The organism is Pseudomonas sp. MWU12-3103b (assembly GCF_023100615.1).
Taxonomy (GTDB): domain Bacteria; phylum Pseudomonadota; class Gammaproteobacteria; order Pseudomonadales; family Pseudomonadaceae; genus Aquipseudomonas; species Aquipseudomonas putida_A.
The window spans coordinates 90,165-115,982 of sequence record NZ_JALMEY010000012.1; the positions used below are offsets into that span (position 1 = coordinate 90,165).

Consider the following 25,818-nt stretch of genomic DNA (forward strand, 5'->3'; position numbering starts at 1 on the left):
AGTCGAACTCAAGTTTTGAAAAGCCCCCGATCTGCTCCCTTTCCCCCTCGCCTCCTTGGGGGAGAGGGCTGGGGTGAGGGGGTGACTTTTGCTTGTGCTGTAACAGTCATTTATGAAAATCACGCTGTTTCTCGGCGCCCGGCAACCTTATCTTTGCCCGCACCAAACAGCACTTGCCAAGCAAGAAGGTTTTCCAGATGTCCAACAGTATGGGTATTGCCAGCGCTTTCGTTTTGTCCTCATTGATCCTGTCGCCGATGGCGATGGCTGAAGAATCGCAAGCGTTCGTAGCGCAGAATGTCGCTCGCGCTCACGCCTTCGAACAGTATCAGGCAGAAGTGATGGCCAAGTCGCAGGACGCCTCGCAAGCCCCTCAAGCCGCCACTTCCCAGGCTCAAGCGGCCGAGAAAGACAGCTGAGTCGCGCACTGCGAAACATTTCCCTCGACGCGGTTGTTTGGCTCTTCCCGTTCAACCGTCGTCCTTCCAGGCCGCTGCCTTTCAGCGGCCTTTTTTCGTTGTGGTCTGAAAGCCGTTTGGTTCGTCTGTAAAAAACAAGAAACATCCCGCACCTCAAGACTTTGAAGTGTCAGTTGACCCAAGGAGCTCCGTCGCAAGTGCGTTACCCAGTCAGTTTCACCCCGCTGTTCATTGCAATTGCCGCAACGATTGCCCCCACAGCCCAAGCCGACGAAGCCGCCAAACAAGGCTTCATCGAAGGCTCGAGCCTCAACCTCAACGCCCGCAACTACTACATGAATCGCAACCGTCTGCAGCAGACGGACGACAACATCGAGTGGGGCCAGGGTTTTCTCGGGATCTTCCAGTCGGGCTACACCGAAGGCACGGTCGGCTTCGGCATCGACGCCCACGCCATGCTCGGGCTGAAGCTCGACGGCGGTGGCGGTACCGATGGCTCGAGCATCCTGCCGATCAGCGATGGCAACGGCAAAGCGCCGGGCTCGTTCTCGACTGCGGGCGGCACGTTGAAGATGCGCGCGTTCGATACCGAGCTGAAGGCCGGTGACCTGTTCCTCACCAACCCGGTGATTGCCGGCGGTGATTCGCGCATGTTGCCGCAGACCTTTCGTGGCGTGAGCCTGACCAACCACAGCTTCGACGGCTGGATGTTCGAAGGTGGCCAGGCCAGTTTTACCAAGCCGTACAATCAGAGCGGTCGCCAGCGCATCGGCACGTCCTACGGCAAACTCGCCGAGGGCGACGAAAGCCGCCACCTGAACTGGGCCGGCGTGTCCTGGAGCGGCGTCGAAGGCCTGACCAGCAATCTGTACGCCGCCGAGCTGAAGGACATCTGGAACCAGTACTACTACGACCTGGATTACACCTGGCAGTTGACCGATCTGGTCAGCCTCAACCCGGGCCTGCACTTCTATCACACGCAGGACACCGGCGACGCGCTGCTGGGTAACATCGACAACAACACCTACAGCCTGCATTTCACCGTCGGCATCGGCAACCACAGCGTCACCGCCGCGTACCAGCGCGTGAACGGCAACACGCCATTCGATTACATCAGCCAGGGCGACAGCGTTTACCTCGACAACTCGCAACAGTACTCGGACTTCAACGGCCCGAACGAACGCTCGTGGAAGCTCAAGTACGCCTATGACTTCGCCGGTCTCGGTGTGCCGGGCCTGACTTCGGCAGTTTCCTATTCGCGCGGCACCGTGGACCTGACCAAGGTCGATCCGGGCAGCAAAGGCTATGCCTCGTGGTACAGCGCTGACGGTCGCAACGCCAAGCACTGGGAACGCGACCTCGATCTGAAATACGTGGTGCAGAGCGGTCAGGCAAAAGACCTCGCGGTACGCCTGCAATGGGCGACCAACCGGGGTGGTAACGGTTACGGCGCGATTGATACCGATACCGATGAATACCGGGTGATTGTCGACTACCCGATCAACGTCTTCTAAGATCCCCCCTGCACCACGGTCTTGAATTTAGAGATGTACCCTGTGGGAGCGGGCTTGCTCGCGAATGCGCTGCATCAGTCGACATCAATGTTGAATGACACGGCGTATTCGCGAGCAAGCCCGCTCCCACAATGGAATACCGTCACTGACTTGATGCAACTACGCTAATAAGATCCTCCCAACCGACAGCCCCCATCATGATCGCGAGCCGTACCCCACCTCTGGCGGGCAAGACCGGACGCCCCGAATTGCTGCTGATCTGCGGCAGTTCGCTGACCGTGATCGCGATTCTGTGCATCGTCACTTTTCTGCTGATTCGTGAGCACGCCAACGCTCAGGAGTCGGCCACCCGCAGCGCCACCACCATCGCCCAGTTGATCGACGCCGACGTCCTGCGCACGGTCGAGCTGTACGACCTGACCTTGCAAGGCCTGATCGCCGCCGCCCAGCGCGACGACTTGCGCGGTGTCACCCCGCAGATCCGCCATCTGGCACTGTTCGACCGCTCCACTACCGCGCGCTTCAAGGGCGACATCCTGCTGCTCGACAAGCATGGCGATGTGGTCGCCGACTCATCGCGCATCGAACCCAAGCCGGGTAACTTCGCCGACCGCGATTACTTTCTCGCCCATGCCTTCAACCGTGACATGGGCATGTTCATCAGCCGCCCATTCAAAACCCGCTGCGATTGCGACGAAGCCAATCAGTGGCGAATCAGCTTCAGTCGGCGGATCTCCTCGGACACCGGAGAATTCGCCGGCGTGGCGGTAGCGTCGATGAAGCTCGACTACTTCGATCAGTTGTTCAACAGCCTCGATATCGGCAAAGACAGCACCCTGAACATCATCAACAGCGACGGCGTGCTGCTGGCGCAGAAGCCGTACCTGCAAAGCGACTCCATCGGCAAGAGTTTCGGCAACCGGCCCAACGTGGTGCGGATTCTCGGCGACAAGGACGGCAGTGGCAGTTTCACCAGCACTTCGAGCATGGATCATCAGCAACGGCTCTACACCTATTCGCGAGTCGGGAATTTGCCGTTGACGGTGATGGTCGCGCTCTCCAGTGATGAGGTGTTCGGCACCTGGCGCCGCACGGCGCTGTTGATCAGCGGCGCCACCGGCGTGCTGTGCGCCGGGCTGCTGTGGCTGACCTGGCTGCTTGCCCGTGAGCTGCGCCTGCGCCAGCGCGCCGAACGCGAACTGGCGCAACTGGCCGCCACCGATGCGCTGACCGGCGTGGCCAACCGGCGGATGCTCGATCAGGCGCTGCGCCACGAATGGTTCCGCGCCCAGCGTTCGGGCAAGCCGCTGTCGGTGATGATGATCGATGCCGACCACTTCAAGGCCTTCAACGACCGGCATGGGCATCAGGCGGGTGATCAGGCGCTGCGTGAGCTGGCCAAGGTGATCACGGCGAACGTACGACGACCAGGGGATCTGGTCGCTCGTTACGGTGGCGAAGAGTTCTCGGTGATCCTCGCTGAAACCGACAGCAGCGGCGCGCGACAGATTGCCGAACATATCCGCCAGGCGGTCGAGCAGATGCCGAGGGTCGAGGGCGCGGATGTGGCGATGACCGTCAGTATCGGTATCAGCACTTGGACGGCGGTGGTCGAGATGTCGCTGGAACAACTGCTGTTTGCGGCAGACAAAGCGCTGTATCAGGCCAAGGAAGGTGGGCGGAATCGCGTGGTGGTGGCTGGCTGACAGGTGTATTGGCTTCACCGGCCCTATCGCGAGCAGGCTCACTCCTACAGGGGAACGCATTCCAAATGTGGGAGCGAGCCTGCTCGCGAATAGGCCGGCCCAGGTAACACAAAAACCGCAGGCATAAAAAAAGGCCATCCGAGGATGGCCTTCAAAAAACTAGAGAGGTTTTTTACTTACACTGCCGCAACCGGGCGCATGTAAGAGATCGGTGCAGTGCTGGCGTCTTCGAACGTCACGACTTCCCACGCATCTGTCTGCTCAATCAACTTGCGCAGCAGCTGGTTGTTCAGTGCATGACCGGACTTGAAGCCTTTGAACTCACCAATCAGGCTGTTACCCAGCAGGTACAGGTCGCCAATCGCATCGAGGATCTTGTGCTTCACGAATTCGTCTTCGTAGCGAAGGCCGTCTTCGTTCAGTACACCATCGGAATCCACCACGATCGCGTTTTCAACGCTGCCGCCAAGTGCGAGGTTGTGCTTGCGCAGGTACTCGATGTCACTCATGAAACCGAAAGTACGGGCGCGGCTGACTTCTTTTACGAACGAAGTGCTGGAAAAATCCACGCTTGCACTTTGGGTGCGGTCCCGGAAAACCGGGTGATCGAAATCGATCTCGAAGCTCACCTTGAACCCTTCGAAAGGGACGAAAGTGGCGCGCTTGTCGCCGTCTTCCACTGTCACTTCACGCAGGATGCGGATGAATTTCTTGGCGGCGTCCTGCTCTTCCAGGCCAGCCGATTGAATCAGGAATACGAACGGTCCAGCGCTGCCATCCATGATCGGGACTTCGGACGCGGAGAGCTCGACGTAGGCGTTATCGATGCCCAGGCCAGCCATGGCCGAGAGCAAGTGCTCTACCGTGTCCACTTTGACGTCGCCGTTGATCAGCGTCGTCGACATAGTGGTTTCACCGACGTTTTCCGCGCGGGCAGGAATCTGCACCACAGGGTCGAGGTCAGCGCGACAAAACACAATGCCAGTGTCGACAGGCGCAGGCTTGAGGGTCAGGTAGACCTTCTCCCCGGAATGCAGGCCTACACCTGTGGCACGGATAATATTTTTCAGTGTGCGTTGTTTAATCATGGCTTGGGCCGCTTCAGCGCAAATTGCGAACTGGTATCAACAAAGGCTGGCGATAATAGCAGACCGAGCCTTTGCTGAACACCAATCACCGTCATAGCCCTGATACATTCCATCAATCGGCCTGACGACGCAGGAATGCCGGGATGTCCAGGTAATCCAGATCGTCCTGCGGGTTCATCTTCGCGGCAGTCGCAGCACCGGCCTGAGCCTGGTTGCGCATGACGGTCGGACGGTCCAGGTCACGGTAGTTCACCGCCGGAGCTTCCTGACGCGCAGGAGCCGGTTGTTGAACCTGAGCGGCAGCCATGGAGGTGTGAACGGTATTGTCGATGACCTTCACAGGCTTCTCGATTTTCGCGCCCAGACCGGTGGCAACCACGGTGACGTGCAGTTCGTCGCGCATGTCCGGATCGATAACGGTACCGACCTTGACCATTGCGTGCTCGGAAGCGAAGGCTTCGATGATGCTACCCACGTCGGAGTACTCACCCAGGGACAGGTCAGGACCGGCGGTGATGTTCACCAGGATGCCGCGTGCACCTTGCAGGTTCACGTCTTCCAGCAGCGGGTTGCGGATGGCCGCTTCGGTCGCTTCACGTGCACGGTTCGGACCGCTGGCGCAGCCAGTGCCCATCATCGCCATGCCCATTTCGCTCATCACGGTACGCACGTCGGCGAAGTCGACGTTGATCATGCCCGGACGCTTGATGATGTCGGAGATACCGCGAACGGCACCGGCCAGTACGTCGTCAGCCTTGGCGAAAGCCGACAAGAGGCTTGCGTCTTTACCGAGGATGGTCAGCAGCTTCTCGTTAGGGATGGTGATCAACGAGTCGACGCTTTCGGAGAGCATGCGGATGCCTTCGTCGGCGATCTGCATACGCTTGCGGCCTTCGAACGGGAACGGACGAGTCACGACCGCAACGGTCAGGATGCCCATTTCCTTGGCCACTTCGGCGATGATAGGCGCAGCACCGGTACCGGTACCGCCGCCCATGCCAGTGGTGATGAACACCATGTTGGTGCCCTGCAGGACTTCGGCAATGCGCTCACGGTCTTCGAGAGCGGCCTGACGACCTACTTCAGGGTTGGCGCCAGCGCCGAGACCTTTGGTCACGCCGGTGCCCAGTTGCAGGATGGTGCGCGCGCCGATGTTTTTCAGCGCTTGAGCATCAGTGTTGGCGCAGATGAATTCGACGCCTTCGATGTTGCTCTTGACCATGTGGTTGACAGCGTTGCCGCCGCCACCGCCAACACCGATAACTTTGATTACCGGGCTTGCGGGGATGTTGTCTACGAGTTCGAACATTTTCCCTCTCCTTACATTCTCTAGTTTTTTCGCCTACTGCATTTTTGTAGCGGTGTTGCGGTAAAGCTTTAGAAGTTGCCTTGAACCCACTTCTTCAATCGGTCCAGCAACGGCGCCTGTGGCTCATCGTTGCTGTAGCTGTCGCGGCTGCCGATGCCCGAGAACGAGATCCCGTCGGACTGCTTCTGCAGGCCGTACATCAACAAGCCCACGCCAGTGGAATAAATCGGGTTGCGCACCACGTCATCCAGGCCCTTCACGCCATGCGGCACGCCCAGGCGCACCGGCATGTGGAAGATTTCTTCAGCCAGTTCGGTGGCACCTTCCATCTTCGACGTACCGCCGGTCAGGACGATGCCCGCCGGGATCAGGTCTTCGTAGCCGCTGCGACGCAGTTCGGCCTGGATCAGGGTGAACAGTTCGTCGTAACGCGGCTCGACCACTTCGGCCAGGGCCTGACGCGACAGTTCGCGCGGTGGACGGTCGCCAACGCTCGGCACCTTGATGGTTTCGCCGGCACCGGCCAGTTTGGCCAGGGCGCAGGCGTAGCGGATCTTGATCTCTTCGGCGTACTGGGTCGGGGTGCGCAACGCCATGGCGATGTCGTTGGTCACCTGATCACCGGCAATCGGGATCACCGCGGTGTGGCGGATCGCGCCTTCGGTGAAGATCGCGATGTCGGTGGTGCCGCCGCCGATGTCGACCAGGCACACGCCCAGCTCTTTTTCGTCGTCGGTCAGTACCGAGTAGGCCGAGGCCAGTTGCTCGAGAATGATGTCGTCGATTTCCAGACCGCAGCGACGCACGCATTTTTCAATGTTCTGGGCAGCATTGACGGCGCAGGTGACCACGTGAACCTTGGCTTCCAGACGGACGCCGGACATGCCCAGAGGCTCGCGGACGCCTTCCTGGTTATCGATCACGTAATCCTGCGGCAGGGTGTGCAGCACGCGCTGGTCAGCCGGGATCGCCACGGCCTGGGCGGCGTCGAGTACGCGCTCCAGGTCAGCCGAGCTCACTTCGCGATCACGAATCGCCACGATGCCGTGGGAGTTCAGGCTGCGGATGTGATTGCCGGCCACGCCGACGAACGCCGAGTGAATGCGGCAGCCCGCCATCAGTTGGGCTTCTTCGATCGCGCGCTGGATCGATTGCACGGTCGACTCGATGTTCACCACCACGCCCTTCTTCAGGCCGCGGGACGGGTGAGTACCGATACCGACGATTTCCAGCGTGCCGTCGTCCGCGACCTCGCCTACCAGCGCCACCACCTTGGAGGTGCCGATATCCAGACCGACGATCATTTTGCCGCTTTGCACGTTTGCCATGGGTCCTGCCTCTTCTTAATTCTTTGCGACAGCGGGTTGGGCTGTCGTCGGCGCTACTGGTTCCCGCCAGCCAACAGCGAGGCCGTTGGCGTAGCGCAGATCGATGCGCGCAATGTTCGTAATCTGGTCTTTAAGCGTCTTGTCATAGATGGCAATGAAGCGGCGCATCTTTTCCACCAGGTTGCCGCGTCCCAGCAGCAACTCGATGCCGGGGCCGGAGCTGCCGGCACCGGTGGTCAGGAACCAGCTGCCACGTTCACGCAGTTCCAGGCGCGCGATCGAGAAGCCCAGCGGCCGGAGCATCTGGCTCAGCACCTGATACTGCTGCATCACTTGCTGCTGGGCCCGTTGTGGGCCGAACAGCTGTGGCAGGTGTTCGTAGTTCGCCAACTCCTTTGGCGTGAAGGCCTGACCCTGGTTGTTGAGCAGCGACTCGTCGCCCCAACGGGCCACCGGCAGTTGCTCTTCGAGGCGGATCACCACCTGATCCGGCCACACCCGGCGTACTTCGGCGTGAGCGATCCAGGGCATCTGCTCGAGCTCGGTCCGCATGCTGGCCAGATCAATGGTGAAGAAGCTCGACGCCACGTACGGGGCGATTCGCTGCTGCACCGCTTGCTGACTGATGTAGCTCAGGTCGCCCTGCACGGCGATCTTGGTGATCGGCCGGTCGGCGTACGGCAGCAAACGCTGCGCGCCTTCGTAGGTACCGAACCCGAGCGCCACCAGCAGCACCGGCCAGAACAGGCTTTTCAGAAAGCCGAAATTGGCTTTCGGCAGGCGCGCGGACATCGGCTCTTTGGCCACCATTCGGCTGGCACCCCGCGGCACCGGCTTGCGGCCGGGTGCGGGTGGCTGATGTCTGAGATGAGCGCCTTGCATGGTCTTAACCTCGCGCCTCTGTGTTACCGGAGCCTTCAACACTGGCGGCCAGAATGGCCAGAACCAGTTGCTGGAAGTCCAGACCGGCAGCACGGGCCGCCATCGGCACCAGACTGTGATCGGTCATGCCCGGTGCGGTGTTCACTTCCAGGAACCAGAACTGTCCGTCGGCGTCCTGCATCACGTCCGCCCTGCCCCAACCGGCAATACCCAGCGCCTCACAGGCCTTGGCCGTGAGATCCATGAGTTCCTGCTCCTTGGCGGCATCCAGCCCGCACGGAATGCGGTACTGGGTATCGTTGGCGATGTACTTGGCGTCGTAGTCGTAGAACGTGTGCGGTGTACCCAGGGCGATAGGAGGCAACACCTGGTCACGCAGGGTGGCGATGGTGAACTCCGGACCTTGAATCCATTGTTCAACCAAGACTTGCGAATCGTAGGTACTGGCCGCTTTCCATGCGTCGATCAACTCGGACGCAGAACTCACTTTGGCCATCCCGATACTTGAACCTTCATGCGCCGGTTTGACGATCAAAGGGAAGCCCAGTTCCGTCGCCGCGGAAATACAATCGGCTTCGCTGCACAGCACGGCGTGACGCGGCGTCGGAATCCCGAGGCTGTGCCAGACCTGCTTGGTGCGCAGTTTGTCCATCGCCAGTGCCGAAGCGAGGATGCCGCTGCCGGTGTAAGGAATACCGGCGCATTCGAGCAGGCCCTGCATCGAGCCGTCTTCACCGCCACGACCGTGGAGAATGATGAACGCGCGGTCGATCTTTTCATTCAGCAGACGCTGCAGAAAATCCTCGCCGACGTCGATCCCGAACGCGTCCACGCCCGCGCTTTGCAGCGCGTCGAGCACGGCGTTACCGGATTTCAGCGAAACCTCACGCTCGGCACTCATGCCACCGAACAGCACGGCGACACGGCCGAAGTCTTTCGGCGCGATGGTGGAGAACAGGTTGGCGTAGGCAGCAGTCATTTCAACTTCCCCTCGACCGACGCAGCCACGGCGCCGGCGAACAATTCACTTTTCAACAGCTTCGGCGCGAGACCGCCGATATCCCCGGCACCCTGGCACAGCAGGATGTCGCCGGCACGCAGCAGCGGCTTGACCAGCGGCGCGAGGTCGACACCGCGCTCGATGTAGATCGGGTCGAGCTGACCGCGCTGACGGATGCTGTTGCACAGCTTGCGGCTGTCCGCGCCCGGGATCGGCTCTTCGCCCGCAGGATAGACTTCCATCAGCAGCAGCACGTTGGCATCGGCCAGTACATTGACGAAATCGTCGTACAGGTCACGGGTGCGGCTGTAACGGTGCGGCTGGTAGACCATCACCAGACGGCGCTCCGGCCAGCCACCGCGCACGGCTTTGATCACGGCCGCGACTTCGGTCGGGTGGTGACCGTAGTCGTCGACCAGCATCACGTTGCCGCCGTCCACCGGCAGTTCGCCATAGACCTGGAAGCGTCGGCCAACGCCCTGGAACCCGGACAGGCCCTGGACGATGGCTTCGTCGCTGACGCCTTCGTCGCTGGCGATGCAGATGGTCGCCAGCGAGTTGAGCACGTTGTGGTTGCCCGGCATGTTCACGGACACATCGAGCGGCTCGCGATCCGGGCGCAGTACGGTGAAGAAGGTCTGCATGCCTTGCTGGCGCACATTGATCGCGCGCACGTCGGCGTCTTCGCTGAAGCCGTAGGTCACGGTCGGACGCTTGACCAGCGGCAGGATTTCACGCACCACCGGATCGTCCAGGCACATCACCGCCAAACCGTAGAACGGCAGGTTGTGCAGGAACTCGACGAAGGTTTTCTTCAGCTTGTTGAAGTCACCGTCGTAGGTGGCCATGTGGTCGGCGTCGATGTTGGTGACCACGGCCACCAGCGGTTGCAGGTGCAGGAAGCTCGCGTCGCTCTCATCGGCTTCGGCGATCAGGTAGCGGCTGGTGCCGAGCTGGGCATTGGTGCCCGCGGCATTCAGACGGCCACCGATGACGAAGGTCGGGTCCAGACCACCGGCGGCGAACACCGAAGCGATCAGGCTGGTGGTGGTGGTTTTGCCGTGGGTGCCGGCGACGGCGATGCCGTGGCGATAGCGCATCAGCTCGGCGAGCATCTCGGCACGCGGTACCACCGGGATACGACGCTCAAGGGCGGTCGCCACTTCCGGGTTGGAGGTGTTCACAGCGCTGGAAACCACCAGCACATCGGCGGTCGCAGCGTTCTCGGCACGGTGGCCGATATAGATGTGCGCACCGAACGATTCCAGACGCTCGGTCACCGGCGAAGCCTTCAGGTCGGAACCGGACACTTCATAGCCCAGGTTCAGCAACACTTCAGCGATGCCGCACATGCCCACGCCGCCGATACCGACGAAGTGGATGCGACGGATGCGGCGCATTTCCGGTTGTGGCATGGCTTTCTGATTTTCAACCATGGGCCACCTCCAGGCAGGTATCGACCACGCTACGGGTGGCATCGGGTTTGGCCAGACGGCGGGCCGCTTGGGCCATTTCTTCGAGTCGTTGCGGTTGCATCAAGACCTCTGTCAGGCGCGCGGCAAGGTCCGCGGCACCAGTCGTTCTTTGCGGCATCACGAAGGCAGCGCCTTCACGGGCCAAATAATCGGCGTTGCGGGTCTGGTGATCGTCGATCGCGTGGGGCAAAGGCACCAGCATCGAGGGCAGACCAACGGCAGCCAGCTCACTGATGGTCAGCGCGCCAGCGCGGCACACCACCAGGTCAGCCCAGCCATAGGCCTGGGCCATGTCTTTGATGAACGGCTGCACCTGCGCATCGACGCCGGCGGCGCGGTAGCGCTCTGCAGTCACTTCATCGTGGTTTTTGCCGGCCTGATGAAACACTTCCGGACGCAAATCGGCAGGGACTTGCGCCAGGGCTTCAGGCAGCAACTTGTTCAACGGTTCTGCGCCAAGGCTTCCGCCGAGGATCAGCAAACGCGCTTTGCGCCCGGCCAGAGCCGGTCGCGATGTTTCGAGGAACAGCTCGCTGCGCACCGGGTTTCCGGTGGTACGGCGGGTGTCCGACAGAGTAAAGGTGTCGGGGAACGCTTCACACACCCGGGCGGCGAACGGCACCAGCAACCGATTGGCGGTGCCGGCCACGGCGTTCTGCTCGTGAACGATCACCGGCACACCGGCCAGTTTCGCGGCAATTCCGCCAGGCCCGGTCACATAACCACCGAAGCCGACAACGCAGACCGGACGCAGCTTGCGAATCACCGCCCGCGCCTGCCACACCGACTTGAGCAACATGAACGGTGCCTTGAGCAGCGACAGCTTGCCCTTGCCACGCAACCCGGTGGCATTGATGCGGTGCAGTTCCAGACCTGCAGCCGGCACCAGTTCGTTTTCGATTCCGCGTGGCGTGCCGAGCCAGTGCACGGTGTAGCCGCGCGCCTGGAATTCGCGGGCACAGGACAGCGCCGGGAACACGTGGCCGCCGGTGCCGCCGGCCATGATCAATACGTTAGCGCCCATGGTTCGGCTCCTCGGCGAAGTCGCTCTCATGGAATTCCATCTCTTCACTGCCCAGGTGGGTTCGACTCTCCCACTCGATCCTCAGCAACAAGCCGAGGCAGGCGCAGCAGATCACCAGGGAACTGCCGCCATAACTGAGGAACGGCAGGGTCAGGCCCTTGGTCGGCAGCAGACCGACGTTCACCCCGATGTTGATCAGGAACTGACCGATCCACAGGAACGACAGACCGTAAGCCACATAAGCAGCGAAGAACTGCTTGGCTTTCTCGGCCCACAGACCGATGTACATGCCACGAATACACACGAAGACGAACAGCGCGACGGTGCACAGCGAACCGACGGCGCCGAGCTCTTCGGCCAGCACCGAGAACACGAAGTCGGTGTGCGCTTCAGGCAGGTAGAACTGTTTCTGCACGCTGTTGCCCAGGCCGACGCCCAGCCATTCACCGCGACCGAAGGCGATCAACGCCTGCGACAACTGATAACCGGCGCCGAACTGGTCGGCCCACGGGTCGGCGAAGTTAGTCAGACGCGCCATCCGGTAAGGCTGCATCTGAATCAGCAAGACCACGGCCCCGACTGCGAGAACCACCATCAGCGAGAAGCGGAACAGCCCGACCCCGCCGAGGAACAGCATCGCTGCCGCCGCCCCCATCATTACCACGGTGGCACCGAAGTCCGGCTCCATCAGCAACAGACCCGCCATCGGCAGCAGCACGATGAACGGCTTGAAGAAGCCCATCCAGCTCTCGCGCACTTCTTTCTGCCGACGCACCAGATAACCGGCGAGGTAGATCACCACAAACACCTTGGCGATCTCGGACGGCTGAACGTTGAAGAAGCTGAAACCGATCCAGCGCATCGACCCGTTCACTTCACGGCCGATCCCCGGGACGATCACCATCACCAGCAGACCGAATGCGCCGATCAGCATCATCCAGCCCAGACGCTGCCAGGTGGCAATCGGAATCATCATAGTGATGATGCACGCGCCGAGGCCCAGTGCCACGTAGATCAGGTGGCGAATCATGTAATACAGCGCGCTGCCCGACTGCGCCGCCGCCACTTCAGTGGAGGCCGAGGCGATCATGATCAGGCCCAGGCCCAGCAGCGCCAGGCAACCGGCGAGCATCGGGAAGTCGAGGTCGATGCCACGGCCGGTGATGATCGGCGACGGGTACGGCTTGATGATATTGCGCAGGCTCATGCCAGATCCTCCACGGCGCGGACGAACTGGTGACCACGGTCTTCGTAATTCTTGAACATGTCGAAACTGGCGCAGGCCGGCGACAGCAGCACTACGTCACCCGGCTGGGCGACTGCGCGGCACTGCGCAACGGCGTCGACCAGCGAGGTCGCGCGAATCAGTGACACGGCGTCACCGATGGCCTCGCCGATCTTGTCGGAGTCGCGGCCCATCAGGATTACGGCGCGGCAGTTGGCCGCCACCGGGTCGCGCAAATCGTTGAACTCGGCGCCCTTGCCGTCGCCACCGGCGATCAGCACGACCTTGCCGTCGATATCCGCACCCAGGCCTTCGATGGCAGCCAGAGCGGCGCCGACGTTGGTGGCCTTGGAATCGTTGTAGTAACCGACGCCGTCGAGATCACGCAGCCACTGGCAGCGGTGTTCGAGGCCGGTGAAGTTACGCAGGGCATCAAGCATGGCGTCGAACGGCAAGCCGACCGCATGGCCGAGCGCCAGCGCCGCGAGGGCGTTCGCCTGGTTATGCGCGCCGCGCACTTTCAGTTCGCGCACCGGCATCAGGTTCTGGAATTCGAAGGCCAGGTATTTCTCGCCGTCTTCTTCGCGCAGGCCGAAGGCCTTGAAATCCGGTTTGTTCAGGCCGAAGGTCCAGCAAGGCTGGCCTTCGCCGATCAGCGGACGACTGAGTGCATCCTGACGGTTGACCACGAACTGCTTCGCACCACGGAAGATCCGGTGCTTGGCCAGGTGATACGCCGGCAGGCCGCTGTAGCGGTCCATGTGGTCTTCGCTGATGTTGAGCACGGTGGCCACTTCAGCGTTGAGCTGATCGGTGGTTTCCAGCTGGAAGCTCGACAGCTCCATCACGTACAGCTCGACGTCATCGCTGAGCAATTCCAGTGCTGGCGTACCGAGGTTGCCGCCCACCGCGACGCGTTTGCCGGCCGCAGCCGCCATCTCGCCGACCAAAGTGGTGACGGTGCTTTTCGCGTTGGAACCGGTGATGGCCACGATCGGCGCCCGCGCGTTACGCGCGAACAGCTCGATGTCGCCGGCCATTTTCACGCCACGGGCGGCAGCGGCTTGCAGGGCCGGGGTCGCCAGCGCCAGGCCGGGGCTCACGTAGAGCTCGTCGGCACGGCACAGGAATTCGACGTCCAGCTCGCCACAACGCACTTCCACGTGCGGATAGTCACGCTTGAGCGTGGCCAGTTCCGGTGGATTGTCCCGCGTATCGGCGACGGCAAACGACACGCCCCGGTTCGCCAGGAAGCGAACCAGGGACATGCCGCTCTTGCCGAGGCCGACAACGATGCGGAAGTGGTCAGAAGCGATCAGAGACACTCGTTCTACCTCAGCTTCAGGGTGGCAAGGCCGATCAGCACGAGAATCACGGTGATGATCCAGAAACGGACGATCACGCGTGGCTCGGGCCAGCCCTTGAGTTCAAAGTGGTGGTGAATCGGTGCCATGCGGAACACACGGCGCCCGGTCAGCTTGAAAGAGGCAACCTGGATAACCACCGACAGGGTTTCCATCACGAACACGCCGCCCATGATGAACAGGACGATTTCCTGACGCACGATCACTGCGATGGTGCCCAGTGCCGCGCCCAGTGCCAGAGCACCGACGTCGCCCATGAACACTTGCGCCGGGTAAGTGTTGAACCAGAGGAAGCCCAGACCGGCACCGATCAGCGCGCCGCAGAACACGATCAGTTCGCCCGCGCCCGGCACGTAAGGGATCAGCAGGTATTCAGCGAATTTCACGTTACCCGACAGGTAGCAGAAAATCCCCAGACCGCCGCCGACCATCACGGTTGGCATGATCGCCAGACCGTCGAGGCCGTCGGTCAGGTTGACCGCGTTGCTCGAACCGACGATCACGAAGTAGGTCAGCACGATGAACCCGGCGCCCAGCGGAATGCTGTAGTCCTTGAGCATCGGCAGGATCAGCGTGGTCTCCACCGGCGTGGTCGCGGTCATATAAAGGAAGATCGCCGCGCCCAGACCGAACACCGACTGCCAGAAATATTTCCAGCGACTTGGCAAGCCACGGGAGTTCTTCTCGATCACTTTGCGGTAATCGTCGACCCAGCCGATGGCGCCGAACAGCAGAGTCACCAGCAGCACGACCCACACGTAGCGGTTGCTCAGGTCAGCCCACAGCAGGGTGCTGACACCGATGGAAGACAAAATCAGTGCGCCACCCATGGTCGGCGTACCCGACTTGGACAGGTGCGATTGCGGGCCGTCATTACGAACGGACTGGCCAATCTGACGGTTCTGCAGGGTGCGGATCATCCACGGGCCATAGCACAGCGACAAAACCAGCGCGGTCAGCACACCGAGGATCCCGCGCAGGGTCAGGTACTGGAAGACCGCGAAGCCTTTGTAGAACTGTTGCAGATACTCCGCTAGCAGCAGCAGCATTAATGTTTCTCCAGACTGGACCCGCACAGAGCCGCAACGATGTTTTCCATCGCTGCACTGCGCGAACCCTTGATCAAAATGGTGGTGTTTGTGTCCTGCTCGGCGTCGAGGGCCTGGATCAGTTCGGCTTGCGTGCCGAAGTGATGCGCCTCTTTACCGAATGCGTTCACGGCGTGGACCATGTTCGGCCCGACCGCGTAAAGCGCGGAAACCTTGCCCCGGGCATATTCGCCCACGTCGCGGTGCCCCTGCTCCGCCCAGTCGCCCAACTCGCCGATATCTCCGAGCACCAGGACGGTGCGGCCGGAAAAGCCGGCGAGTATATCAACGGCAGCGCACATGGAGGTGGGGTTTGCGTTGTAAGTGTCATCGATCACGCGCATGCCGTTCTTCGCCAGTTGCGCGACGGTGCGACCCTTGACCGGTTGTACCGCGCCAAGCCCGGTGGCAATGCCGAACAGCGACACGCCCAGGGCGTGAGCGGCAGCGGCGGCAGCCATGGCGTTGGCGACGTTATGGGTGCCGAGCAGGTTCAGTTGAACGTGCTCCACACCTTCAGGTGTATGCAGGTTGAAGGCCGGGCAACCCCGGGCATCGGTGCTCAGGTCGCTGGCGTGGAAATCTGCCTGAGGATTGCTCAGGGAGAAGGTCAGCACTTTGCGTGCGCCGGCGCGGAGCTTCCAGATACCAAAGGCCTTGTCATCGAGGTTGAGCACAGCGACGCCATCCGCCGCCAGCCCGTCGATGATCTCGCCTTTGGCTTCGACGATTTTTTCCGGCCCGCCGAACTCGCCAACGTGGGCGGTGCCAGCGTTGTTGAGGATCGCCACGTGTGGCTTGGTCAGCCCGACGGTGTAGGCGATTTCACCCAGACGCGAAGCGCCCAGTTCGATTACGGCGGCGGTGTGTTCCGGGGCCAGTTCGAGCAGGGTCAGCGGTGCGCCCAGATCATTGTTCAGATTGCCGCGCGTCGCCAGCACCGGACCGCGGGTACGCAAGATGCTCGCGAGCATTTCCTTGACCGTGGTCTTGCCGCTGGAGCCGGTGATAGCCGCAACTGGCTGGGTGAATGCGGCACGGTTCAGCGCACCCAACTGGCCGAGGGCCTGGCGGGTGTCCTTGACCAGCAGTTGCGGCAAGGTGCTGTCGACGACTTCGCGCTCGACCAGTGCCGCCACCGCGCCCTTGCCGGCGACGTCGTTCAGATAGTCGTGACCATCGAAGCGCGGACCGGTCAGGGCAATAAACAGTTGGCCAGCGGTGATCGCACGGCTGTCGATGCTGACGCCATCAAAACTGGCGTCGCTGCTGATCAGACGGGCGTCGAGCACGTTGGTCAGTTCGCTCAATGTCAGGGCCTTAAGCATGGGCCACCTCCCACGCGGTGAGGGCATGATCGGCCTCGACCAGATCGGAGAAAGCGTGCCGCTCGCCGTTGATTTCCTGATAGTCCTCGTGACCTTTACCGGCCAGCACGATCACGTCATCCGCCGAAGCGCCAGCGATCAGTTGCGCAATCGCCTGACCACGGCCGGCGACGAAGGTGACGTTATCCACAGCGCTGAAACCGGCGCGGATGTCGTCAAAAATCTGCGCCGGGTCTTCCGTGCGCGGGTTGTCATCGGTGACCAGTACGCGATCAGCCAGACGCTCGACCACTTCGGCCATCAGCGGACGCTTGCCACGATCACGATCACCGCCACAGCCGAACAGGCACAGCAACTGGCCTTTGACGTGTGGGCGCAATGCAGTCAGAACTTTTTCCAGGGCATCCGGGGTGTGGGCGTAATCGACCACCACCAGCGGCTGAGTGCCGCCACCCAGACGCTGCATGCGTCCGGCCGGGCCTTCGAGTTTCGGCAGCACCTTGAGAATTTCGTCGAGGGCGTAATCCAGACCGAGCAAGGCGCCGACTGCCGCCAGTACATTGCTCAGGTTGAAACGACCGAGCAGCGTGCTGCGCAGGTGATGCTCGCCCTGCGGCGTGACCAGCGTGGCGCGCACGCCGTGGTCATCGAACTGCGCTTCACGGCAGAACAGGTAGGCGCTGCTGTCGAGCAGGCTGTAAGTGATCAGGCGCGAATCGCGTTTATCGGCGGCCAGTTGCCGGCCGAAATCGTCGTCGAGGTTGACCACGCGGCACTTCAGGTCATTCCAGGCGAACAGCTTGGCCTTGGCCTCGGCGTACGCCTCCATGGTGCCGTGATAATCCAGGTGATCGCGGGACAAGTTGGTCATTACCGCGACGTCGAACGCCAATGCGGTAACGCGGCCCTGGTCCAGACCGTGTGACGAGACTTCCATGGCCACGGCTTTGGCCCCGGCCTTTTTCAGGTCGCCCAAGGTTGCTTGCACGGCAATCGGATTCGGCGTGGTGTGCAGACCGCTTTCCAGCGCGCCATAGAAGCCGGAGCCCAGCGTGCCGACGATGCCGCAGTGCTGACCGAGCAGGTCGAGTGCCTGCGCGACCAGTTGGGTCACGCTGGTCTTGCCGTTGGTGCCGGTGACACCGATCAGGTTCAAGTGATGGCTCGGTTCGCCATAAAAGCGCCCGGCGATGTCGGACAGCTGCGCCGCCAGGCCTTTGACCGGAATCAACGGCACTTCGGTGATCGGCAGCACGGTGGCGCCTTCCACTTCATAGGCAACCGCCGCCGCACCACGCTGCAAGGCATCGGCGATGTGCGCACGGCCATCGAACTTGCCGCCCGGCACGGCGAGGAACAGGTCACCCGCGCGTACGTTGCGGCTGTCCAGCGCCAACTCACGGATCAGCAGATCGTGACCGGCGTGGGGGAATATCTTGTTCAGACTCAGAGACATCAGCCGCGCCCTCCATTGGCTTTCAGCGGAACGACCGGCGTAGCGTTGGCCTGTTGGGTGGTCGGCAGGTTGTCCGGGGTCACGTTCATCAGACGCAGGGTGCCGGACATCACGCGGCTGAACACCGGTGCCGACACCAGACCACCGAAGTAACCGGCCTTGGACGGTTCATCGATCACCACCACGATGGCGTAACGCGGATCGCTCATCGGGCCGAAACCGGCGAACAACGAACGGTACGAGTTTTCGGCGTAGCCCTTGGTGCCCACCGACGTTTTACGTGCAGTACCCGACTTGCCGGCCACGTGATACGCCGGCACCTGCGCACGGAACACCCCGCGCGGTGCTTCGATCACTTGCTGCAGCATGCCTTGCATGGTTTTCGCCACCGCTTCCGGCAGTACTTGGGTGGTCTGCGGCGGCTTGTCGGTTTTGATCAGGGTCAGCGGTGCGAGACGACCGTTGTTGGCCAGCGCCGAGAACGCGTGCACCAGCTGGATCGCGGTCACGGAAATACCGTAGCCGTAAGACAGCGTCGCGGTTTCAGCCTTGCGCCATTCGCGGTAGTTCGGCAGGTTGCCGACGCGCTCGCCCGGGAAGCCGAGGCCGGTGTCCTGGCCGAGGCCGACTTTCTGTGCGAGGCGGAAAATGGTTTCGCCACCAATATCGAACGCGACCTTACTCATGCCGACGTTACTGGAGTTGATCAGAATGCCGGTCAGGTCGAGTACCGGACCTTCGGTCTTCGACACGTCCTTGATGGTGTACTTGCCGATCTGCAGGGAGCCCGGGTACACCTCGACGGTGTCGCTCGGTTTCCAGCGGCCGGTTTCGATCGCGGCACTCATCGAGATCGCTTTCATGGTCGAACCCGGTTCGAACACGTCGATCATCGCGCGGTTACGCATCATCGCCGGCTGCAGGTTGCGACGGTTGTTCGGGTTGTAGGTCGGCTGGTTGACCATGGCGAGAATCTCGCCGGTCTTCACGTCCATGATCACCAGGCTGCCGGCCTTGGCGCCGTTCTCGATGATCGCGTTGCGCAGCTCGCGGTTGGCCAGGTATTGCAGACGCAGGTCAATCGACAACGCCAAGGGCTTGCCGGCCTTGGCGTTTTTGGTGACCTGGACATCCTTGATCAGCCGACCGCGCCGATCCTTGATGACCTGCCGCTTGCCCGGGACACCGGCCAGCCACTCGTCGTAGGCCAGCTCGACGCCTTCACGCCCGTGATCGTCAATGTCGGTAAAGCCGACCATGTGCGCGGTAACTTCACCGGCCGGATAGAAGCGGCGGAATTCTTCGATGCCGTAAACGCCCGGCACTTTCAGATCGAGCACAGCCTGGCCCTGCTCGGGGGTCAGCCCGCGCACCAGATAAATGAATTCTTTGTTGGCCTGGGCTTCGAGACGCTCGGCCAGGGCTTTCGGATCCTGCCCCAACGCAGCGGCCAGCGCCGGCCACTTCTCTTTGGCGGTCTGCATTTCCTTGGCGTTGGCCCACAGGGTCGTCACCGGGGTGCTCACGGCCAACGGCTCGCCGTTACGGTCGGTGATCAGACCACGGTGAGCAGGAATCGGAATGTGACGCAGGCTGCGCGCATCGCCCTGACCTTTGAGGAAGTCACGGTCAACCACTTGCAGGTCGATGATGCGCCAGCAGATCGCCGCGACCATCACGCCGAGCAGTGCCACCATCAGGCGGAAGCGCCACGGGAAGAGTGCCCCTTCGAGTTTCATCATGGCGCCACCATCTTCACGTCAGCCGCGCCAGGGATGTGCATTTTCAGTTGTTCGGTGGCCAGCACTTCGATGCGGCTGTGCGCAGTCCAGGTGCTTTGCTCGAGAATCAGGCGCCCCCACTCGGCCTGCGCCTTGTCGCGCACGCTGAGTTCGTTATAAAGATTGTTGAGCAACTGCCGGTTCCAGTGCGCGCTGTAAGACACGCCGATGGCCGACACGAGCACGCCGATAAACAGCAGCAGCATGATAAAGCTGCCGCCCGGCAGGGGCTTGGCGAAAAGCTTGCTCACCGCAACTTCTCCGCGACACGCATGACAGCGCTACGGGAACGTGGGTTGGCTTTGAGTTCGGCGTCGGAGGCCGTCTGCGCTTTGCCGTGGATTTTGATTTTCGGTTCGAACGCCACGTGGCGCACGGGCAGGTTGCGTGGCAGGTTGTCAGCTTCGCCTTTCACCAGCTTGCGCATGAACAGTTTGACGATGCGGTCTTCCAGCGAGTGGAAGCTGATGACCACCAGACGGCCACCGATCTCCAGAGCATCCAGGGCGGCTTCGAGGCCGGCTTCCAGATCGCCCAGTTCGTTGTTGACGTGAATGCGCAAACCCTGGAATGCACGGGTCGCCGGGTTCTTGCCCTTCTCCCACGCCGGGTTGGCGACTTTCAAGACTTCGGCCAGATCAGCGGTGCGCTCGAACGGCTTGATGTCGCGGCGCTCGGCCACGGCACGGGCCATGCGCCCGGAGAAGCGTTCTTCGCCGTATTCCTTGAACACCCGGGCGATTTCTTCCACCGGCGCGGTGTTGACGAACTCGGCGGCGCTGATGCCACGGGACGGATCCATGCGCATGTCCAGCGGGCCGTCGTTAAGGAAACTGAAGCCGCGTTCGGCGTCGTCGAGCTGCGGCGAAGACACGCCGAGATCGAGCAGGATACCGCTGACCTTGCCGCTCAGACCTCGCTCGGCAACCACCGAACCCAGCTCGGCAAAGCTGCGCTGCACAACGACAAAGCGGCCGTCTTCGGCCGCTAGCGTTTGCCCGGTGGCAATCGCTTGTGGATCTTTGTCGAACCCGATGAGCCGACCGTCCGTCCCGAGCTGGCTGAGGATCAGCCGACTGTGCCCGCCGCGCCCGAACGTACCGTCCAGATAGCAGCCATCAGGACGTACGGCGAGAGCCTCGACGGCTTCGTCAAGCAGTACGGTGATGTGGTTAAAGCCGCTATCAATAGTCACAGGATCAAATCACGCAGTTCATCAGGCATGGCGCCCGGTTGTTGAATAGCAGCAAGGTCAGCGGCAGACACCGCGTTCCATGCATCCTCGTCCCACAATTGGAACTTGTTCAGTTGGCCCACCAGCATCGCTTTCTTATCAAGCTTGGCGTATTCGCGCAGACGCGGTGGAACCAGAAAACGACCACTGCCGTCGAGTTCGAGGTCGACGGCATTACCAATCAATAAACGCTGCAGGCGACGGTTCTCTTCGCGAAGCGAAGGGAGTGCGCGCAACTTGGTTTCAATGATTTCCCACTCGTCGAGCGGGTAGACACACAGGCACGGATCAACGGCATCAATGGTCACGATCAATTGGCCGGAACTACGCGAAACGAGCTCGTCACGGTACCGGCTCGGCATGGCGAGACGGCCCTTTGCATCGAGACTGATAGCGTTAGCTCCGCGAAACACGTCAGCGTTTCTCCAATTTTTATCGTTTTGAGCTCAAAAAACCCACTTCATGCCACTTTCCGCCACTTGCGCACACTATAGGAATGCGCCCACCACACCGTCAAGGCGCGGATCAAAGGAAAACCCTTACAGAACGGAGATTTAGGAGCTTAAAAGGAGGGGTAACGACAAATTGGCGGACACTTTTGACCAATAACTTGATGCAGCACTGAAAGCTGCGCTCGGAAGTTAAAGTAATTTGTTAAGAGTAAGATTTTTTCGGTATTACAAAAGCGCTTCTGCTGTTGATTGAAGCAAGGTGGGAAATGGCTATTACTGCATTTGCCGCTGCCGGACTTTAGCGCAGGCCTGCCGATAATAACCAGCCCTGATGCCATTGATTCAAGCAGGGAAAGAAAAAGGTGGAGAGTCGATCTGTAAGCCGGGTTCTGTCTTGAACAGTCATTCGTCTACGATGGCCATCACTGGACATCTTTAGCAACCTACCCGGTCCCAGCGCGGGCCACGCCTTGGGACCCTATTTGGTCTTGCTCCAAGTGGGGTTTACCTAGCCACGAACTGTTGCCAGACGTGCGGTGCGCTCTTACCGCACCTTTTCACCCTTACCGGCGCCGAAGCGCTTAGGCGGTTATTTTCTGTGGCACTTTCCGTAGGCTCACGCCTCCCAGGCATTACCTGGCACTTCGCCCTATGGAGCCCGGACTTTCCTCCCCCCCCTAATTTTCATAGAGGGCAGCGACTGTCCGATCGACTCTCCGCCGCGCAGGTTAACGGCAGAGCGCCCGAAGAACAAGCGCTAATAGCCGTGAAACCCGTCTGCGCGACGGGTTACTCGCCCTTCTGCTGTTCCAGTGCGACCTGATACAGGACGTTTTTGCGCTCGCCGGTGATTTGCGCGGCCAGAGCGGCGGCACGCTTGAGCGGCATCTCTTCGAGCAACAGATTGAGCACGCGCATCGCTTCGCTGCTGACGGCGTCTTCGGACTCCGGTGCAGACCAGCCGGCGACCAGCACCACACACTCCCCCCGCTGCTGATTGCTGTCGGACTCGACAAACGCACGCAGCTCAGCCAGCGGCAACCCCTTAAGCGTCTCGAAAGTCTTGGTGATTTCCCGGGCCAGCAATGCCTGACGCTCTCCACCGAACACGGCTTCCATGTCCTGCAGGCATTCGAGAATACGGTGCGGGGCCTCGTAGAAAATCAGCGTGCGCGGCTCTTCTTTGACTGCTTCCAGGCGCGCCTTGCGCCCTGCCGACTTGGCCGGCAGGAAGCCTTCGAAGATGAATCGGTCGGAGGGCAGGCCCGCCGCCGACAGCGCCGCGATCAAAGCACAGGCGCCCGGCACCGGCACCACATTGATCCCCGCCGCCCGTGCCTGGCGCACCAGGTGATAACCCGGATCGGAGATCAGCGGCGTCCCGGCATCGGAAATCAGCGCGACGTTATCGCCCGCCAGCAAACGGGTAATAAAGCGGCTACCTTCATCACGTTCGTTGTGTTCGTGGCAGGCGGCCAACGGCGTGGCAATGCCGAAGTGCTGCATCAACCGCGCCGAGTGCCGTGTGTCTTCGGCGGCGATCAGTGCAACCTCGCGAAGGATTTTCAGAGCCCGGGCGCTGATGTCGTCCAGGTTGCCGATGGGCGTCGCCACCACATAAAGCGAGCCAGCAGCGGAATTCAAAGGACCTGGAGCAGTCAAAGCGCACACCTCGTGTTCGGTAAAAGCCGGCATTGTAGCGCGTCACGAGGCTTGCGAACCGTATGAGCCAAGCGCGGTTTTGCACGCAGTTGTGCGCCGCTGCAACATTTACTCCAGCTAAATTGATTGATTCACGCCAGTAACATCGCGCCCCGGCCAGTGCTTGGGTACAATTCCACGCTAATTTGATCGAGTATCAGGAACACTTACATGATCGCTTGCCTGCGGCTGTTCACTGCCCTCTGCCTCGCTGCCTTGCTGGCGGCCTGCGCTAGCTCCCCTTCCTCCAGCCTTGGCGAACTTCCACGGACTCCGGATGCCAGCATCGAGCAACTGCTCGAACAGGCTACCCAGGCCAAGACGCCGGAAAAAGCCGCGCTGTTGCGCTTGAGCGCGGCAGACCTGGCATATCGCCAGGGCAACGCCGGCCAGTCCGCGCAGATCCTGCAACAAGTGCCGATGGAGCAGTTGAAGCCAGGCCAGCAGATCTTCGCCAGCACCCTGTCCGCTGAGCTGGCGATGACTCGCAATCAGCCGAAAGCCGCGCTGACGGCCCTGAGCCATCCGAGCCTGCAGCATCTGAGCGAAATGCCGGAAGACCAGCAAGTGCGCACCGGCACCGTGCATGCCCGCGCACTGGAAGCCGACGGCCAGACCCTGGCTGCGGCTCGCGAGCGCATCTTCATCGCGCCAATGCTCAAAGGCGAAGCCGCGAGCAAGAACCACGAAGCGATCTGGACACTGATCGCCTCGCTGCCAACCGATCAACTGCAACCCAATACCTCCGACGATCTCGGTGGCTGGATGGGCCTGGCCCTGGCAGTGAAAACTGCCGGCACCCTGGAACAGCAGCAAGCCGCAATCGATACCTGGCGCGCACAAAACCCGAAACACCCGGCGGCAATCAACCTGCCGCTGCCCCTGACCAAACTCAAGGAACTGGCCAGCCAGCCCCTGAGCAAGATCGCCCTGCTGCTGCCGCAAGACGGCCCACTGGCCTCGGTCGGCAAGGCCCTGCGTGAAGGTTTCATGGCGGCGCACTATCAAGCGCAACAGGCCGGCCAGAAGCCGCCCGCCATCGAGTTCTACGACAGCTCCAAGCTGACCTCGATGGACGATTTCTACCGCAAGGCTCAGGCTGACGGCGTGCAACTGGTGGTCGGCCCGCTGGAAAAACCACTGGTCAAACAACTGAGCACCCGTCCGCAACTGCCGATCACCACCCTCGCATTGAACTACAGCGAAGGTGATCAAGGTCCGGCGCAACTGTTCCAGTTCGGCCTGGCGGCTGAAGACGAAGCCCGCGAAGTTTCGCGTCGTGCCCGCGCCGACGGCCTGCACCGCGCGGCGATCATGGTGCCGAAAGGCGAATGGGGCGACCGCGTACTGCGCGCGTTCAGCCAGGACTGGCAGGCCAATGGCGGCAGCATCGTCGCCACCGAACGTGTCGATCAGCCGGTGCAACTGGCTCAGCAGATCGCCGACATGTTCCAGCTGCGTCAGAGCGAAGCCCGCGCCAAGAGCCTGCAGAACGCCGCTGGCACCAACGTAGCCGCGCAGCCGTCGCGTCGTCAGGACATCGAGTTCATCTTCCTCGCAGCCACCCCGCAACAGGCGCAGCAGATCAAGCCGACCCTGAACTTCCAGTACGCCGGTGACGTTCCGGTGTACGCAACGTCCCACGTCTACAGCGCCAGCGGCGATGTGAACCAGTACAACGACATGAACGGTGTGCGCTTCTGCGAAACCCCGTGGTTGCTGGAAGCCAATGACCCGCTGCGCCAGCAAGTCACCGCGCAATGGCCACAAGCGGCCGGCAGCCTCGGCCGCCTGTACGCCATGGGCGTCGATGCCTACCGTCTGGCACCGCGCCTGGGTCAGTTGAAGGCGCTGCCGGACAGCCGCATCGAAGGTCAGTCGGGCAGCCTGGGCATGACCCAGACCCAACGCGTCGTACGTCAGTTGCCATGGGCGCAGTTCGTCAACGGTCAGGTTCAGCGCCTGCCGGACACCCCGCGCTGATGCCCGACGGCTCGCACCTGCAAAGCGGCAAGGATGCCGAGCGCCAGGCGCTCGAGCATCTGCAACACCACGGTCTGCGCCTGCTGGCGCAGAACTGGTCATGCAAACGGGGCGAGCTTGATCTGGTCATGCTTGATGGCGATACAGTAGTATTCGTCGAAGTCCGCTACAGAAAAAACACTCAATGGGGTGGCGCGCTCGCTAGCATCGATGAGCGCAAACGGCAGAAACTGATTTTCGCCGCACAGTATTTTCTTCAGCGTGAGTCACGCTGGGCCGACTCCCCTTGCCGCTTCGACGTGGTGGCCATCGACAGGCACCCGGATCAATTGAACTGGTTGCAGAATGCGTTTGATGGTTGATTCTCTGCACACCACCCCGGACACTTTCACCGACAATTTTTGCTCTTTGCTTTGCGGGCTGCACATTCACGTGCCGAACAGCCGCGCTACTTAAGGTCA

Annotated in this window: 22 protein-coding genes and 1 other RNA gene; 5 read left to right on the plus strand and 18 right to left on the minus strand. The window is 61.4% G+C overall.

The window, feature by feature from the left end; genetic code table 11:
• The first annotated feature begins 197 nt into the window (after window positions 1-197).
• The 3 genes from M0808_RS18900 to M0808_RS18910 all read left to right on the plus strand — a co-directional run bounded on the left by M0808_RS18900 (window position 198) and on the right by M0808_RS18910 (window position 3,639).
• Window positions 198-419, plus strand: a complete 222-nt coding sequence (locus tag M0808_RS18900) for a hypothetical protein (RefSeq protein ID WP_247842134.1) — start codon at window positions 198-200, stop codon at window positions 417-419.
• A 197-nt stretch (window positions 420-616) separates the two neighbouring features.
• A complete protein-coding gene (locus tag M0808_RS18905) occupies window positions 617-1,933 on the plus strand; it encodes an OprD family porin (RefSeq protein ID WP_098965538.1) in 1,317 nt (438 codons plus the stop codon).
• A gap of 197 nt (window positions 1,934-2,130) precedes the next feature.
• Window positions 2,131-3,639, plus strand: coding sequence for a sensor domain-containing diguanylate cyclase (locus M0808_RS18910; protein ID WP_247842135.1), 1,509 nt, complete (start codon window positions 2,131-2,133; stop codon window positions 3,637-3,639).
• 176 nt (window positions 3,640-3,815) lie between these two features.
• Here the strand turns inward: M0808_RS18910 and lpxC are convergent, their stop codons facing one another.
• From lpxC to rsmI, 18 genes are all read right to left on the minus strand, one after another.
• Window positions 3,816-4,727, minus strand: coding sequence for a UDP-3-O-acyl-N-acetylglucosamine deacetylase (gene lpxC / locus M0808_RS18915; RefSeq protein WP_007961638.1), 912 nt, complete (start codon window positions 4,725-4,727; stop codon window positions 3,816-3,818).
• A gap of 112 nt (window positions 4,728-4,839) precedes the next feature.
• On the minus strand, window positions 4,840-6,036 hold the full coding sequence (gene ftsZ / locus M0808_RS18920) for a cell division protein FtsZ (protein WP_007961637.1): 1,197 nt from the start codon (window positions 6,034-6,036) through the stop codon (window positions 4,840-4,842).
• 68 nt (window positions 6,037-6,104) lie between these two features.
• Entirely contained in the window at window positions 6,105-7,364 is a 1,260-nt protein-coding gene (gene ftsA / locus M0808_RS18925) for a cell division protein FtsA (protein WP_003228014.1), read from the minus strand.
• Between the two features lie 15 nt (window positions 7,365-7,379).
• Complete coding sequence (locus tag M0808_RS18930) at window positions 7,380-8,246, minus strand: cell division protein FtsQ/DivIB (protein WP_007961636.1); 867 nt, start codon at window positions 8,244-8,246, stop codon at window positions 7,380-7,382.
• 4 nt (window positions 8,247-8,250) lie between these two features.
• Complete coding sequence (locus tag M0808_RS18935; protein WP_027612179.1) at window positions 8,251-9,225, minus strand: D-alanine--D-alanine ligase; 975 nt, start codon at window positions 9,223-9,225, stop codon at window positions 8,251-8,253.
• Window positions 9,222-10,682 (minus strand): UDP-N-acetylmuramate--L-alanine ligase, encoded by a 1,461-nt coding sequence (murC, locus tag M0808_RS18940; protein ID WP_025109285.1) that lies wholly within the window; start codon window positions 10,680-10,682, stop codon window positions 9,222-9,224. Before murC ends, M0808_RS18935 begins: the two co-directional genes overlap by 4 nt.
• The gene (gene murG, locus M0808_RS18945; RefSeq protein ID WP_027612180.1) at window positions 10,675-11,745 is read right to left on the minus strand and encodes an undecaprenyldiphospho-muramoylpentapeptide beta-N-acetylglucosaminyltransferase; all 1,071 of its coding nucleotides are present in this window, start codon (window positions 11,743-11,745) and stop codon (window positions 10,675-10,677) included. Before murG ends, murC begins: the two co-directional genes overlap by 8 nt.
• The gene (gene ftsW / locus M0808_RS18950; RefSeq protein ID WP_171061850.1) at window positions 11,735-12,946 is read right to left on the minus strand and encodes a putative lipid II flippase FtsW; all 1,212 of its coding nucleotides are present in this window, start codon (window positions 12,944-12,946) and stop codon (window positions 11,735-11,737) included. The genes murG and ftsW overlap by 11 nt, the downstream gene beginning before the upstream one ends.
• 2 nt (window positions 12,947-12,948) lie before the next feature.
• On the minus strand, window positions 12,949-14,295 hold the full coding sequence (murD, locus tag M0808_RS18955; RefSeq protein ID WP_247842136.1) for a UDP-N-acetylmuramoyl-L-alanine--D-glutamate ligase: 1,347 nt from the start codon (window positions 14,293-14,295) through the stop codon (window positions 12,949-12,951).
• Between the two features lie 5 nt (window positions 14,296-14,300).
• Window positions 14,301-15,383 (minus strand): phospho-N-acetylmuramoyl-pentapeptide-transferase, encoded by a 1,083-nt coding sequence (gene mraY, locus M0808_RS18960; protein ID WP_025109289.1) that lies wholly within the window; start codon window positions 15,381-15,383, stop codon window positions 14,301-14,303.
• Window positions 15,383-16,750 (minus strand): UDP-N-acetylmuramoyl-tripeptide--D-alanyl-D-alanine ligase, encoded by a 1,368-nt coding sequence (murF, locus tag M0808_RS18965; RefSeq protein ID WP_097086210.1) that lies wholly within the window; start codon window positions 16,748-16,750, stop codon window positions 15,383-15,385. The genes mraY and murF overlap by 1 nt, the downstream gene beginning before the upstream one ends.
• Complete coding sequence (locus tag M0808_RS18970) at window positions 16,743-18,206, minus strand: UDP-N-acetylmuramoyl-L-alanyl-D-glutamate--2,6-diaminopimelate ligase (RefSeq protein WP_097086212.1); 1,464 nt, start codon at window positions 18,204-18,206, stop codon at window positions 16,743-16,745. The genes murF and M0808_RS18970 overlap by 8 nt, the downstream gene beginning before the upstream one ends.
• The gene (locus M0808_RS18975) at window positions 18,206-19,945 is read right to left on the minus strand and encodes a penicillin-binding protein 2 (RefSeq protein WP_171061849.1); all 1,740 of its coding nucleotides are present in this window, start codon (window positions 19,943-19,945) and stop codon (window positions 18,206-18,208) included. Before M0808_RS18975 ends, M0808_RS18970 begins: the two co-directional genes overlap by 1 nt.
• Window positions 19,945-20,238 carry a cell division protein FtsL gene (gene ftsL, locus M0808_RS18980; protein WP_007961627.1) on the minus strand — a complete coding sequence of 98 codons (294 nt, stop codon included), beginning with the start codon at window positions 20,236-20,238 and terminating at the stop codon, window positions 19,945-19,947. The genes M0808_RS18975 and ftsL overlap by 1 nt, the downstream gene beginning before the upstream one ends.
• A complete protein-coding gene (gene rsmH / locus M0808_RS18985) occupies window positions 20,235-21,176 on the minus strand; it encodes a 16S rRNA (cytosine(1402)-N(4))-methyltransferase RsmH (protein WP_097086287.1) in 942 nt (313 codons plus the stop codon). Before rsmH ends, ftsL begins: the two co-directional genes overlap by 4 nt.
• A gap of 2 nt (window positions 21,177-21,178) precedes the next feature.
• The gene (gene mraZ / locus M0808_RS18990) at window positions 21,179-21,634 is read right to left on the minus strand and encodes a division/cell wall cluster transcriptional repressor MraZ (RefSeq protein WP_003228026.1); all 456 of its coding nucleotides are present in this window, start codon (window positions 21,632-21,634) and stop codon (window positions 21,179-21,181) included.
• Between the two features lie 401 nt (window positions 21,635-22,035).
• Window positions 22,036-22,389: RNase P RNA component class A (gene rnpB, locus M0808_RS18995), an RNA gene on the minus strand.
• A gap of 73 nt (window positions 22,390-22,462) precedes the next feature.
• On the minus strand, window positions 22,463-23,368 hold the full coding sequence (gene rsmI / locus M0808_RS19000) for a 16S rRNA (cytidine(1402)-2'-O)-methyltransferase (RefSeq protein WP_123587826.1): 906 nt from the start codon (window positions 23,366-23,368) through the stop codon (window positions 22,463-22,465).
• Window positions 23,369-23,545: 177 nt separating this feature from the next.
• On the opposite strand from rsmI, the gene M0808_RS19005 reads away from it, so the two are divergent.
• Both M0808_RS19005 and M0808_RS19010 read left to right on the plus strand, forming a co-directional pair.
• Window positions 23,546-25,357 carry a penicillin-binding protein activator gene (locus tag M0808_RS19005; RefSeq protein ID WP_247842137.1) on the plus strand — a complete coding sequence of 604 codons (1,812 nt, stop codon included), beginning with the start codon at window positions 23,546-23,548 and terminating at the stop codon, window positions 25,355-25,357.
• Window positions 25,357-25,719 (plus strand): YraN family protein, encoded by a 363-nt coding sequence (locus M0808_RS19010; protein WP_027612188.1) that lies wholly within the window; start codon window positions 25,357-25,359, stop codon window positions 25,717-25,719. Before M0808_RS19005 ends, M0808_RS19010 begins: the two co-directional genes overlap by 1 nt.
• Window positions 25,720-25,818 lie beyond the last annotated feature (99 nt).

Excerpts from the sequence above, each read along its gene's own strand:
- M0808_RS18900 (WP_247842134.1), top strand. The coding sequence starts at position 198 with ATGTCCAACAGTATGGGTATTGCCAGCGCTTTCGTTTTGTCCTCATTG.
- M0808_RS18910 (WP_247842135.1), top strand. The coding sequence starts at position 2,131 with ATGATCGCGAGCCGTACCCCACCTCTGGCGGGCAAGACCGGACGCCCC.
- lpxC (WP_007961638.1), bottom strand. The coding sequence starts at position 4,727 with ATGATTAAACAACGCACACTGAAAAATATTATCCGTGCCACAGGTGTA.
- ftsZ (WP_007961637.1), bottom strand. The coding sequence starts at position 6,036 with ATGTTCGAACTCGTAGACAACATCCCCGCAAGCCCGGTAATCAAAGTT.
- ftsA (WP_003228014.1), bottom strand. The coding sequence starts at position 7,364 with ATGGCAAACGTGCAAAGCGGCAAAATGATCGTCGGTCTGGATATCGGC.
- M0808_RS18930 (WP_007961636.1), bottom strand. The coding sequence starts at position 8,246 with ATGCAAGGCGCTCATCTCAGACATCAGCCACCCGCACCCGGCCGCAAG.
- M0808_RS18935 (WP_027612179.1), bottom strand. The coding sequence starts at position 9,225 with ATGACTGCTGCCTACGCCAACCTGTTCTCCACCATCGCGCCGAAAGAC.
- murC (WP_025109285.1), bottom strand. The coding sequence starts at position 10,682 with ATGGTTGAAAATCAGAAAGCCATGCCACAACCGGAAATGCGCCGCATC.
- murG (WP_027612180.1), bottom strand. The coding sequence starts at position 11,745 with ATGGGCGCTAACGTATTGATCATGGCCGGCGGCACCGGCGGCCACGTG.
- mraY (WP_025109289.1), bottom strand. The coding sequence starts at position 15,383 with ATGCTGCTGCTGCTAGCGGAGTATCTGCAACAGTTCTACAAAGGCTTC.
- murF (WP_097086210.1), bottom strand. The coding sequence starts at position 16,750 with ATGCTTAAGGCCCTGACATTGAGCGAACTGACCAACGTGCTCGACGCC.
- M0808_RS18970 (WP_097086212.1), bottom strand. The coding sequence starts at position 18,206 with ATGTCTCTGAGTCTGAACAAGATATTCCCCCACGCCGGTCACGATCTG.
- M0808_RS18975 (WP_171061849.1), bottom strand. The coding sequence starts at position 19,945 with ATGAAACTCGAAGGGGCACTCTTCCCGTGGCGCTTCCGCCTGATGGTG.
- rsmI (WP_123587826.1), bottom strand. The coding sequence starts at position 23,368 with ATGCCGGCTTTTACCGAACACGAGGTGTGCGCTTTGACTGCTCCAGGT.
- M0808_RS19005 (WP_247842137.1), top strand. The coding sequence starts at position 23,546 with ATGATCGCTTGCCTGCGGCTGTTCACTGCCCTCTGCCTCGCTGCCTTG.
- M0808_RS19010 (WP_027612188.1), top strand. The coding sequence starts at position 25,357 with ATGCCCGACGGCTCGCACCTGCAAAGCGGCAAGGATGCCGAGCGCCAG.